13 protein-coding genes are annotated in these 12,171 nt (G+C 61.8%); 10 read left to right on the forward strand and 3 right to left on the reverse strand.

What is annotated here, in order from left to right:
• Positions 1-22 precede the first annotated feature (22 nt).
• On the reverse strand, positions 23-706 hold the full coding sequence (locus FGM15_01840) for a hypothetical protein (protein MBU3664608.1): 684 nt from the start codon (positions 704-706) through the stop codon (positions 23-25).
• 98 nt (positions 707-804) lie between these two features.
• On the opposite strand from FGM15_01840, the gene FGM15_01845 reads away from it, so the two are divergent.
• The 9 genes from FGM15_01845 to FGM15_01885 all read left to right on the forward strand — a co-directional run bounded on the left by FGM15_01845 (position 805) and on the right by FGM15_01885 (position 9,749).
• Positions 805-1,689, forward strand: coding sequence for a ParB/RepB/Spo0J family partition protein (locus FGM15_01845; GenBank protein MBU3664609.1), 885 nt, complete (start codon positions 805-807; stop codon positions 1,687-1,689).
• Positions 1,690-1,693: 4 nt separating this feature from the next.
• A complete protein-coding gene (locus FGM15_01850; protein MBU3664610.1) occupies positions 1,694-2,656 on the forward strand; it encodes an acyl-CoA desaturase in 963 nt (320 codons plus the stop codon).
• 46 nt (positions 2,657-2,702) lie between these two features.
• A complete protein-coding gene (locus tag FGM15_01855; protein ID MBU3664611.1) occupies positions 2,703-3,977 on the forward strand; it encodes an FAD-dependent oxidoreductase in 1,275 nt (424 codons plus the stop codon).
• Positions 3,974-4,774, forward strand: coding sequence for a DUF1365 domain-containing protein (locus FGM15_01860; GenBank protein MBU3664612.1), 801 nt, complete (start codon positions 3,974-3,976; stop codon positions 4,772-4,774). Before FGM15_01855 ends, FGM15_01860 begins: the two co-directional genes overlap by 4 nt.
• Positions 4,775-4,876: 102 nt before the next feature.
• Complete coding sequence (locus FGM15_01865) at positions 4,877-6,055, forward strand: class I SAM-dependent methyltransferase (protein ID MBU3664613.1); 1,179 nt, start codon at positions 4,877-4,879, stop codon at positions 6,053-6,055.
• Positions 6,055-6,858 carry a DUF1295 domain-containing protein gene (locus tag FGM15_01870; GenBank protein MBU3664614.1) on the forward strand — a complete coding sequence of 268 codons (804 nt, stop codon included), beginning with the start codon at positions 6,055-6,057 and terminating at the stop codon, positions 6,856-6,858. The genes FGM15_01865 and FGM15_01870 overlap by 1 nt, the downstream gene beginning before the upstream one ends.
• A complete protein-coding gene (locus FGM15_01875) occupies positions 6,855-7,886 on the forward strand; it encodes a class I SAM-dependent methyltransferase (GenBank protein ID MBU3664615.1) in 1,032 nt (343 codons plus the stop codon). The genes FGM15_01870 and FGM15_01875 overlap by 4 nt, the downstream gene beginning before the upstream one ends.
• Positions 7,817-8,632, forward strand: coding sequence for a tetratricopeptide repeat protein (locus FGM15_01880; protein ID MBU3664616.1), 816 nt, complete (start codon positions 7,817-7,819; stop codon positions 8,630-8,632). The genes FGM15_01875 and FGM15_01880 overlap by 70 nt, the downstream gene beginning before the upstream one ends.
• Complete coding sequence (locus FGM15_01885) at positions 8,583-9,749, forward strand: hypothetical protein (protein MBU3664617.1); 1,167 nt, start codon at positions 8,583-8,585, stop codon at positions 9,747-9,749. The genes FGM15_01880 and FGM15_01885 overlap by 50 nt, the downstream gene beginning before the upstream one ends.
• Here FGM15_01885 and FGM15_01890 read toward each other — a convergent pair.
• A complete protein-coding gene (locus FGM15_01890; protein MBU3664618.1) occupies positions 9,734-10,636 on the reverse strand; it encodes a D-alanyl-D-alanine carboxypeptidase in 903 nt (300 codons plus the stop codon). The two genes, FGM15_01885 and FGM15_01890, sit on opposite strands and share 16 nt — an antisense overlap.
• Entirely contained in the window at positions 10,633-11,433 is an 801-nt protein-coding gene (locus tag FGM15_01895) for a GTP cyclohydrolase I FolE2 (protein MBU3664619.1), read from the reverse strand. The genes FGM15_01890 and FGM15_01895 overlap by 4 nt, the downstream gene beginning before the upstream one ends.
• A gap of 87 nt (positions 11,434-11,520) precedes the next feature.
• Here FGM15_01895 and FGM15_01900 point away from each other — a divergent pair, with 87 nt between their 5' ends.
• Entirely contained in the window at positions 11,521-12,168 is a 648-nt protein-coding gene (locus FGM15_01900) for a radical SAM protein (protein ID MBU3664620.1), read from the forward strand.
• Positions 12,169-12,171 lie beyond the last annotated feature (3 nt).

A 12,171-nucleotide genomic window follows, 5' to 3' on the forward strand; every position in this document is an offset into this window, starting at 1 on the left:
GGGTGACTACTTGTAAAGGATTTCATGGGAGCGAAGAAAGGTGGGTGAAGTCCTCCCGCGAATATTTCGCGCGGTGCAGGGCGCGCACCCTTTCCTCCAGCCCCGGTGGCGGAGTCCAAGCCTTCACTTCCTCCGCGAGCTGCGATGCGAGCGCCTCCGCCAAGCCGGACGGCAGGTCCGGGATCTGGATCGAGCCCTGATGGAGCAGGCCCGACCTCGTCCGCCGCTGCGCGCCGCCGGCGATTTTTTGTCCCCCGGTCATGAGGTCGTGCGCTACCGGGCTGGCGAAGCATTCTTCTCCCGCGCCGGCCGTTTTTCCGGCCAGCGCCGCTGACACACCGAGCGCCCCGAGCGCCCGCGCCACGGCTTCGTGCAAAACGCGATAACTTTCGGCGGGGCGCATGGAAGCCCAGGATTCGCCGCGCGGCACGGCCAGGGAAAAAGTAAAGTCGCCCTCGTGCACCACGACTCCGCCGCCGGTCCAACGACGGCACAGGGGCAGGTCGGGGCGCACGGCAGCGGCTCTTTGCAGCGGCACGAAATAGCCCGCGCTTACCCACGGTCCCGACCAACGGAAGATACGCAGCACCGGTCCGGTCGCCTCCGCCAGAATCGCCTCGTCACAGGCCATCTGCTCCGGCCCGTTGCGGGCGTGTCTGTCCTCCCACAAGCCCAGACAAGCGAACATGCGGCCCCCGTTTTGCATCGAGCGGGAATTTTAACGGGAAACGTCTTCCGTGTCACCGCGCGCTTCGGTTTCGCGCGCTTCCCATCGGGGCGTGCGTCCGGTTAAACTGCGTGTCCATGGCAAAACCGGCACTCGGACGCGGGCTCGGCGCCTTGATTGCGCCTTCCAAGACGTCTCCTGCAACCGCATCCGCGGCTGCCGGGGAAGATCGCGTGCTCTCGGTGTCTCTTGCCAAAGTCGTCCCCAGCCCTCTGCAGCCGCGGACCACGTTTCCGGCCGAACATCTCTCGGAACTTGTCGAATCCATCCGCGAGAACGGCATTATCCAGCCCCTCATCGTCCGTCGCGTCAACGGCCTCTACGAATTGATCGCCGGGGAGCGCCGCTGGCGCGCCTCGGGGCAGGCAGGCCTCAAGGAAGTGCCGGTCATCGTCCGCGAGGCGACCGATCTCGAGGTTCTTGAATTCGCCTTGGTCGAGAATTTGCAGCGAGAAGACCTCAATCCGATCGAGGAGGCGCAGGCTTACAAAAGGCTCGCCGAGGAGTTCCGGCTCAAGCAGGAAGACATCGCCAAAAAAGTCGGCAAAAGCCGCGCCGCCGTTGCCAACACCATGCGCCTTCTGGAGTTGGATGCCGGGTTGCAGGCGCATCTCGTGCAGGGGCGCTTGAGCGTCGGCCATGCCAAAGCCCTGCTGGCACTGCCCTCGCACGAGGACCAGCAGGCTCTGGCCGAGCAGGTGATGAAGAGAGGTCTCTCCGTGCGTGCGACCGAGGATTTTGTGTCCGCACATCTGCGCAAAGAACGTCGACCGAGGCGCGGAAGCCGGGGCGCGCGCGAAGTTCCCGCGGCCGTGCGGCACCTTGAGAACCGTCTCCAACAGCGTCTCTCCACGCGCGTCGAAATACGCCACGGCGAGCAAAAAGGCCACATTGTCATAGAATACTATGGCAACGACGACTTGCAGAGGCTGCTGCACGAGTTAGGTTTGCCGGAAGAATAGAGTCATGCCTGCCGCGTCTGTCCCGCCCCTCCGCCGCTTCATCAATTTTATCGACAGCGATTATTTCGAGGGTGATCCCGATGTCATCCGCAACCGGCCCGAGCGCATGGAATGGGGGCGTTTGGTGCCGTTCCTCTTCCTGCATCTCGGTTGCCTTGGCGTGATCTGGACCGGCTGGAGCTGGGTCGCGTTGGCCACGGCGGCGTTTCTTTATTTTGCGCGGATGTTCCTCATCACCGGATTTTACCACCGGTATTTCAGCCACAAGACGTTCGAGGTTTCGCGTCCCGTGCAATTTCTCGCCGCGTTCCTCGGCCTCACCTGCACGCAGCGCGGGGCGTTGTGGTGGGCGTGGGTGCACCGTCATCATCACAAACACTCGGACGAACTGGAGGATTTCCACTCGCCCGGCATGCAGGGCTTCATCTGGGCGCACATCGGGTGGCTGACCAGCAGCTGCAATTTTCCAACCGATTACTCGAAAATCAAAGACCTCGCGAAATATCCCGAGTTGGTTTTTCTGAACCGCTTCGACCTCATCGGTCCGATTTTCCTGGCTTCGGTGACGCTGTCGTGGGGATGGTTCCTGCAGTCGTTTTTCCCGTCGCTCGGCACGTCGCCTCTGCAGATGCTCGTGTGGGGATTTTTCATCAGCACAACGGTGCTTTTCCACGGGACGTGCTTCATCAATTCGCTGGCGCACGTGCTGGGCAACAAGCGTTATCAAACGAAGGACGACAGCCGCAACAGCATGATTCTCGCGTTCATCACGCTCGGCGAGGGCTGGCACAACAACCACCACCGCTACCAGGCGACGGCGCGGCAGGGCTTCTACTGGTGGGAGTTCGACCCCACTTTTTACACCCTCAAGTTGCTCTCCTGGCTGGGGATCGTGCGAAAGTTGAAACCCGTGCCCGCTTCCGCCTACCGCGAGGAAGAGCACATCGGCGGGCGGGCCACGGCGTGAGCGTGTTCATTGTCGCGGCGCCGTCCCCGGCGCTGCACCGGGCGGAATGAACCGCGAAAGATTGGCCGTCATCGGCGGTGGCATCGCCGGGCTTGGTGCTGCGTGGTTGCTTCGCAAGCGCTACGATGTGGCGCTTTTCGAGCGCGAGAAACACATCGGCGGCCATTCCAACACGGTCGAAGTCCAAGAGGACGGCCGCGCTCTGCCGGTCGATACCGGGTTCATGGTCTTCAACAAAGTGACGTATCCGCATCTCGTCCGCCTTTTCGACGAACTCCGCGTCCCGATCAAGCCGACCGAAATGAGCTTCAGCGTCCGTCACGAGGGGCTCGACCTCGAATACAACGGGATGGGCTTCAGCCGCGTCTTCGCCCAACGCGCCAACTTGGTCCGTCCACGCTTCCTCAAACTGCTCGCGCAAATCCTGCGCTTCTTCCGCGTGGCCAACGCGTCCTTGGACGACGACTCGCTGGAGTCGATGTCGCTCGACGAATTCGTCCGTCGCCACCGGCTCGGCGACGATTTCCTGCGGCTTTATCTTGTGCCCATGAGTGCTTCGATCTGGAGCATCACTCCCGGACGGACGTTGGACTTTCCCGCCGCCACGCTGGTCAGATTTTTTCACAATCACGGTTTTCTCGGTGTCACCACGCACCATCCTTGGTTCACCGTGGACGGCGGATCGCGCGAATATGTGAAGCGGATGCTGACCGGCCTGCCGCAAGCCCATGCATTGTCTCCCGTCGCTTCGGTGGAGGTCACGGCCGACCGGGTCAAAGTCCGCACCAAGGATGGCGCTTCGCATGACTTTGACCGCGTGATTCTGGCCGCCCATGCCGACGAGTCGCTCGCGCTGCTTGCGAGACCGACGGAACTGCAGCGCAAACTCCTTTCGGCTTTCCGCTACCAAGCCAACGAAACTCTGTTGCACACCGACACGACCGTCATGCCGCGGCGCAAGCTGGCTTGGGCTGCTTGGAACTACCGCATGGAGCCGGGTGAGGAAGGGGAGCGCCCGTCCACGCACTACTACATGAACCGGCTGCAGGGCGTGTCCGACCGGCGGGATTATTTTGTCAGTCTCAACTATGCCGACCGCATCGACCCGTCGGCGGTGCTTTGGCGGACGAGCTACACGCACCCGATCTTCGACTGCGGGGCGCTGGCGGCGCAGCGCCATCTGCCGTCGATCAACGCCGAGTCGCGAGACCAGCGCGTGTTTTTCTGCGGCAGCTACTTCCGCTACGGTTTTCACGAAGACGCGCTGGCCTCTGCCGTGCAGTGCGCACACGCGGTTTGCGGCGAGGATCCGTGGACATGAACTCGTGCTTCTACGAGTGCGACGTCTTTCACCGGCGCCTGCGCCCGAAGCAGCACGAGTTCCTCTACCGTGTTTTTTATTTCTATCTCGACCTGGGCGAATTGGATGAAGCGGCAAGGAAGCTGAAAATTTTCGGCACCAACCGGCCGGATATCTACAGCCTCTGGGACAAGGACCACTTCCAATACGGCGAGAGAGTCCGCCCGATCTCCGACAATGTCCGCGAGTTCCTCGAGCGCTCGGGGTGTCCGCTCGAGCCGGCCGGCTCGATCCGTATGCTCTGCTTCCCGCGCATGTTCGGATATGTGTTCAACCCGGTCACTCTCTACTTTTGCTTCAATGCCGACGGCACGCCGGAAACATGCGTCGTCGAGGTGGGCAACACCTTCCGCGAGCTGAAGCCCTATCTCGTTCCGCGTTCGGCCGAAGGCAAGTGCGACTTCGAGGTGCGTGTGCCCAAGGAGTATTACGTGTCGCCGTTCAGTCCGGTCGATCTCGAGTTTCACTTCCGGTTGCACCTTCCCGACGAGCGCTTGCGCATCTTCATCGACGACTATGACGCGGAAGGGAAAGTTCTCGTCAGCACGCTCACCGGAAAACGACGCGAACTGACCTTCGGCAATCTCGCGAAGTTCACGGCCAAATTCCCCTTCATCACGCTCAAAGTCATAACGCTTATCCACTGGCAGGCTTTCCGGCTCTGGCTCAAACGCGTTCCGTTTTTTTGGAAAGAAAGCCGCGCCGGGGACCAGCGCGACGTGTTCCGTCCGCACAAGTCATTGAGCAAGCGCCCCTAAAGCTCTTCCAGTGCCGACGGGCCTTGGCCTATGATTATTTGGATGAATTTTGCATCGGTCCTGTTCTCGGCTCTGGGATGCATGCAGCGGGGGCGGTTGAGGATGGTGTTGCCCGGCGGCAGCGAGAAAATTTTCGGCGGTTTGGGAGAGGAGCCGCGCGCGGAGATCCGGGTGAAAGACGACAAGTTTTTCCGTGCGTGCGTTCTGGGCGGTCCGGTGGGATTCGGGGAGGCCTACATGGACGGATTTTGGGAGACCGACGATCTGGTTGCTGTGATCGCCTGGTTCATTCGCAACGCGGATGAATCAACGGTCCTCGAGGGATCGGGCAGGACGGACCGGCGGATCGGGCTCATGAATCTGGCTCACCGCGCGGCACACCGGTTGCGTCCGAACAGCCTGCGCATCAGCCGTCGCAACATCCGCGAGCATTACGACCTCAGCAACGAATTCTTCGCGCTGTGGTTGGATGCGACGATGACGTATTCGTCGGCCTACTGGGACAGCCGGGAGATGACCCTCGAGCAGGCGCAGGTGCGCAAATATGACGTGCTCTGCCGCAAGCTGCGTTTGGTGCCATCCGATCACGTCCTTGAAATCGGCAGCGGCTGGGGCGGATTTTCCATGCATGCGGCGAAGTATTTCGGCTGTCGCGTGACGACAGTGACCATTTCGCAAGCGCAGTTCGACGAGGCGTCGCGGCGGATAGCCGCGGCGGGATTGACGGACCGCATCGATTTGCGTTTGCAGGATTACCGCAAGCTGGACGGTCAATTTGACAAGATCGCGTCGATCGAAATGCTCGAGGCGGTGGGGGACAAATATCTCGATGGTTATTTCGCCCAGTGCCACCGCTTGTTGGCGCGCAAAGGGTTGCTCGGCTTGCAATACATCACTTGTCCCGACTCGCAATACGACGTGTTGCGGCGCGGGACGGATTTCATCCAGCGGCATATTTTTCCCGGATCGCTGCTCAACAGCATCGGTCGCGTCAACACGGCGCTCAATCGCACGGGAGACCTGTTTCTCCACGATTTGGACGACATGGGTCCTTACTACGCACGGACGCTCCATGTTTGGCGGCAGAATTTTCTGCGCGTGCTTGACGCGGTGCGGGCGCAGGGATTCGACGACACCTTCATTCGCAAGTGGGACTACTATCTCGCATATTGCGAGGCGGCGTTTGCCACGCGTCATATCAGTGTGGTTCAGGCGATCTACACGCGGGCGGACAATGAGACGCTGGATCGCCCGAGCGGTTTGAGTAGGGGGTGCGCGTGATGCCGGATTGGACCGAGTTCTGGCGGCTGATGGTTTTCGCATTGGTCATTCCAATGGTCATGATGGCCGGCGTCTGGTTGCTGGCGCGCGTGTTGAACAACGCGGGCATTGTCGATGTTTTCTGGTCCTACGGATTCATTCCCGTGGTTGCGGTCTGTGCGGTGATTGGCGGCGGTGAGGTGACGCGAAGCTTTGCTCTGGTCCTGATGGTCACGATTTGGGCGGCGCGGTTGGGGACTTATTTGCTCATCCGTGTGGCCAGGCATCATCCTAAGGAGGACGGACGCTACGCGGCGCTGCGCGGACAGTTTCCGCGTCACACGTGGCTTATGTTTTTCGGATTTTTCGAAGCGCAGGCGGCGCTGATTGCGCTGCTGAGCGTGCCGTTCGTGCTGGTTGCTATCAATGGTTCCGGCGGCATCGGCTTGTTCGAATACGCCGGCATGTTTCTGTGGTTGACCGGCATGCTCGGCGAGTCGGTCGCCGATGCGCAGCTCAACCGCTTCCGCGCGAATCCCGCGAACAAAGCAAAGGCCTGCCGGATCGGGCTGTGGAACTACTCCCGTCACCCGAACTACTTTTGCGAGTGGCTGATCTGGTTGGCCTACTTTGTCTACGCGCTGGGCTCGCCGGGCGGGTGGATGGCGGTTTATGCTCCCGGCCTGATGTATTTCTTTCTCACGCGTGTCACCGGGATCAAGGCCACCGAGGAGCACGCCCTGAAGTCCCGCGGCGAGGACTACCGTGAATACCAGCGGACCACGAATGCGTTTTTCCCGTGGTGGCCGCGGCGGATGCCATGAGCTTTCTCGACCGCGTTCTCGAAAAAGGACTTCTCCCGGATTTTGTCATCCGCGCGGGAATCGACCATTTGCTCGCTCGCAAACTCAAGGACGAGGACCGCGGGGGCGTGGAGGGGCAGCAGCGCGCGCTTATGGATTTTGTGCGCGAGTTGAAGTCGATGCCCGTCGCGATCAAGACCAAGGAGGCCAACGAGCAGCATTACGAGGTGCCGACGGAATTTTTCAAATACGTGCTGGGCCCGCGCATGAAATACAGCGGTGGCCTTTGGCCCGGTCGCCACACGACGCTGGCGGAATCGGAGGAAGCGATGCTGGCTCTCAGCTGCGAACGTGCGCGGCTCCGGGACGGTCAGCGCGTGCTCGAGTTGGGGTGCGGATGGGGTTCGCTCACGCTTTGGATGGCGGAGAAGTATCCGGCATCGCGGATTCTCGGTGTTTCCAATTCAAGGACGCAGAAGGAATACATCATGGGCGAGGCCGCGCGCCGCGGACTGGGCAACGTGGAGATCCATACGGCGAATGTTGCGGAGCTGGACCTGCCGCGGGAGGAATTCGACCGCGTGGTGTCGGTCGAAATGTTCGAGCACATGAAGAATTACGAGCTGCTGCTGCGCAAGGTTGCCTCCTGGATGAAGCCCGGCGCCCTGCTTTTCGTGCACATTTTCACGCACAGGACGCTGGCGTATCATTTCGAGGGCAGGGATCCGAGTGATTGGATCACGCGGTATTTTTTCGAGGGCGGGACGATGCCTTCGGACGACCTGCTCGCCTATTTTCAAGATGATCTCAAATTGCGGGATCACTGGTGCGTGAACGGAACGCATTACGCGCGCACATCCGAGGCTTGGCTGGCCAACATGGACCGCCACGAGAAAGAAATCACTCCGATTCTCGCTGCGACATACGGCCCGGAGAACGTCACCAAGTGGAGGGTTTACTGGCGCGTCTTTTTCATGGCATGCGCCGGTCTTTGGGGATACCGCTGCGGGGAGGAATGGATCGTCTCGCATTATCTTTTCGCCAAGTGAAGCTGTCTGCCGCCTGCGCTGCTTTGCTAGTGTTCGCGGCATGGCCCCTGCATGCCGCCGGCGACTGGATCGAGCAGGGCGATCTTCTCGACAAGCAGTTCAAGTCCGCGGAGGCGCTCGCCGCCTACGAAAGAGCAGCCGCTGTGGACCCGAACGATGCGGAATTGCAGCGCAAAATCGCCAAGCAGTATGTCGAGTTGGTGCTCGACGCCTCGTCGCGCAAGGAGCAGTTGCGTTTGGCCCAACTCGGCTACGACCGCGCGCTGAAAGCGAAGACGCTTGATCCTTCGGACGCCGAGACGCGTCTGACCGTGGCGGTGGCCGCGGGCCGTCTCGCTTACTACAGCAGCGATCCGCGCGTTAAGATGGAGCTTTCCCGCGTGGTCAAAAACGAATCGGACGAAGCCCTGCGTTTGCGTCCGCGGTATGCGCTGGCTTGGCATTTCATCGGGCGCTGGCATTACGAGATGGCTACCTTGAATCCTTTGCTGCGCAGGGTGGCGGAGGCGATCTACGGCAAGCTGCCGCCCGCCTCGCAGGACGAGGCGATCCGCAATCTCGCCAGGGCCGTCGAACTCGAGCCCGATAACGCGCTCTTCCACGCCGAACTGGGGCGGGCTTATCTCGCCGCCGGACGCAAGGCCGAAGCGCGGCGCGAGCTGGAGAAATCGCTGTCGTTGCCCAACCGCAACCGCGATGATGCGGGGGCCCGGCAGCGAGCCAAGCAAGCCCTCTCGGAACTTTGAATTTATGGCGGACAAAAAAATCCTCATTTTCACCACGGGATTCGGCGACGGCCACAACAGCGCGGCGCGCAACCTGAAAGACGCGTTCTCGCAGATGCCGGGATTCGACCCCGAAGTCCACGACCCCTACGTCGAGGTCAATCCGCGCGCGTCCAAGACACTGCAGGTGGCCTACAATTTTTCCATCCAGCGCGTTCCGGTGACGTGGAAAGCGTTTTTCTGGCTTTATGACAAAACTCCGGTCTTTGACTGGACGCTGCCCACCCTGGGCAACTTGAAGAAGGCGATGGAGAAGCTGGTGCGCGAAAAGCAGCCGGCGGCCGTGATCACGACCTACCCCGTTTACAGCTACATCCTGAACGACCTGATGAAGAGCGGAGCGGTTCCCGCCTGCCCGCATTTTATGGTGGTCACGGACTCCATCGTGATCAACCGCGTCTGGAATCTCGCGCCGGCCGATTGGGTGTTGGTGGCCAATGAGCCGACGCTCGAGGCCATGGTGCGTGGCGGCACGCCGCGCGAGAAGATCGTGGTCATGGGTTTTCCGGTCAGTCCGCGCTTCGAGGAACTGGCCCGCCGTCCGTTGCCCCCGGGTCCGCCGTGGGAGTTGCTTTACCTGCCCTCGGCAAGCCGGCGGACGGTGGCTCGCGTGGTGCAGGGCCTCACCTCGCTGCCCGGGGTGAAGCTTTCCGTGGTGACCGGAAGGCACAAGCACCTGCATGCGTTTTTGAAGAAGCTCGACGTGCCGATGGCCTCGTTCACTTTGCACGGTTGGACCGACCGCATGCCCGAGTTGCTCGCGGACAGCCACCTTTTCATCGGCAAAGCAGGCGGTGCGATTGTTCAGGAGACGCTGGCCATCGCCCGACCGATGATCATCAGCCACGTAGTAGCCGGCCAGGAGGAGGGCAATGTGGAATTGCTCGCCGACCTCGGGGCGGGGGCGCTGGCCACGTCGCCGGATGCGATTGTGGGCACGGTGCGCCGCGCCATGCTGGAAAACGGCGGCGCGGAGTGGGCGCGCTGGCGGGAAAATCTCCTGCGTGTCAGCCATCCCGCCGCGGCGCGCCAAACGGCCGAGTTTGTCGCGGGCAAGCTGTCTCAGAACGTCGAGTAAGCGGCGGAGCCGGCGGCGTATGTGCTGCGGGGCGACCACCCCATCACGCGCTGTGCATCGTCGAAAATGTTGCGCGTTTTGCTGCCGAGCTGGACGAGGATGACTTCCCGACCGCCGAGGGTCCCGCTCGAGACGAGGCAGCGTCCGGCTGCGAAGGTGTATCCTGTTTTCATTCCGGTGAAGGCAGGCGAGCGTTCCAGGAGTTTGTTGGTCGCTTTGAGCACTGTGACGCGGCCGCTGTTGTGTCGGAAGTAGGCGCGTGGTTGGCGCATGAACGTGCGCAGCACCGGCACGCGATAGGCGGCAAAGGCGATACGGGCCATGTCACGCGCGGTGGAATACTGCGGGGCCGGCAGGCCGTGGCTGTTGAGGAAATACGAGTTGCGGGCGCCCAAGGCCCACGCCGTGCGGTTCATGTCCGCGGCGAATGCCGCATCGCTTCCGCTGTGGTCGCGGGCGAGGGCGGTGCAGGCATCGTTGCAGCTTTTGACCATGATGGCTTCGAGCAGCGAGCGTCGCGTGTAACGCTCGCCGGCTTTGATCCCGAGCTTGGTCGGTTCGACATGAGTGTCCTCCGCGGCGATGGCGACAGGGGCGCCGAGATTCCCGCGCCGCGCCACGAGCTGCGCGGTGAGAAGCTTCTGCGTGCTGGCGACTTGGCGGCGCTGGTCGGCATTCTTCTGGAAAAGAACTTCGCCGTTCCGCGCGTCGATGAGGATTGCGGATTCCGCGGTGAGTCCGGGCGCGTCGGAGGGCCAGACGGGCGCGTCGGAGGGTGCTGATGCGACGGGGGGAGCGGCGGGCTCGGCTCGGCGGACTTCAGGCGGCGGCGCGGTCGCGCATCCGGTGACAAAGACGAGGGCAAGAAGGGCGAAAAAGTGTTTCATCGGTGCTTTTCCACGAGGGCGTAGGCGTTGTGGTTGTGGATGCTTTCGAAATTCTCCGCCTCGACCTGCCACCACGTGATGCGCGGGTCGGCGATGACGTGTGCCGCGACATTGCGGACCACATCCTCGACAAATACGGGATTCGCGTAGGCACGCTCGGTCACCGCTTTTTCGTCCGGCCGTTTCAAGACGCTGTAAAGCTCGCTGCTGGCGGAGCGCTCGATGATGGAAACCATCTCGTCGAGGGGCAGCGGTTTTTCCGAGCGCAGCCTCAGGGTGACCTGTCCGCGCTGGTTGTGCGCGCCGGAGGCGCTGATGGCTTTCGAGCACGGGCAGAGCGTGGTGACGTTGGCCACGACCGTCGTGACCAAATCGTGGCCTTTTTCGTCCGCCGTGGCGCTGAAGCGGGCCGTGTAATCAACCAGCCCGGGGGCTCCAGTGACCGGCGCTTTTTTTTCGAGGAAGAAGGGAAACTCGAACTCCAGATGCGCGCGTTTGCTGTGCAGGCGTTTGATCAGCGAGCGCAGCAGGTGGCCGATATCTTCGGGGTGGAGGACCGGTCCGTGCGCCTGCAGCACTTCGAGGAACCGGCTCATGTGCGTGCCTTTGAATTCGTGCGGCAGTTCGACGGTGAGCTGCACGGTGGCGATCGTGCTCTGCGGTTCGCCGGGACCCGCCTTCACGCGGATGGGAAAACGCAGGTTCTTGACCCCGACGCGATCGATGACGATGCGGCGGTGGTCGAGTTCGCTCTGCGTGTCACGCAGTGGGGCGGCGTCGTCTTCCGGATGCTTCATCGGAGCTGGAATCTAACCGCGCCGGCGTGCCGGCAAAAGTGATTTGTCCGTTTGGCCGGCGGTCCGGGACCCGCTACAGTCGACGGGGTGGGAAAACTGACGGTCAATGAAATCTACCAATCGGTGCAAGGTGAAAGCACCTGGGCGGGACTCCCGTGCGTGTTTGTGCGGCTCACCTTTTGCGACCTGCGCTGCACCTACTGCGACACGGAATACGCTTTTTATGAGGGGCGCAAGATGCCGGTTGAAGAAATTCTCGCCAAAGTGCGCGCGTTCTCTTGTCCGCTGGTCGAAGTGACCGGCGGGGAGCCGCTGCTGCAGCCCGGCTGTGTGCCCCTCCTCGCCGCGCTCTGTGACGAGGGCCGCACCGTCTTGCTGGAAACAAGCGGTGCGCACGACATCTCTGCGGTGGACCCGAGGGTGCACCGGATCATGGATATGAAAACTCCGTCGAGCGGGGAATGCGGACGCAATCTCCACGCGAATATCGCGCATCTCGGCCCGCGCGATGAGGTGAAGTTCGTCATCGGTTCGCGCGAGGACTACGAATGGTCGCGCACGAAAATCCGCGAACACGAATTGGCCGCAAAGGTGCGCGCGGTGCTGCTCAGCCCTGTGTTCGGCAAAATCGCGCCGGCGGATATTGTTTCTTGGATGCTTGAGGACGGGTTGCCCGCGCGTTTCCAGTTGCAGATGCACAAGTTCATCTGGGAACCGAGGGCGAGGGGCGTTTGACCG

The organism is Chthoniobacterales bacterium (genome assembly GCA_018883245.1).
In the GTDB taxonomy this organism is placed as follows: Bacteria; Verrucomicrobiota; Verrucomicrobiia; order Chthoniobacterales; family JACTMZ01; genus JACTMZ01.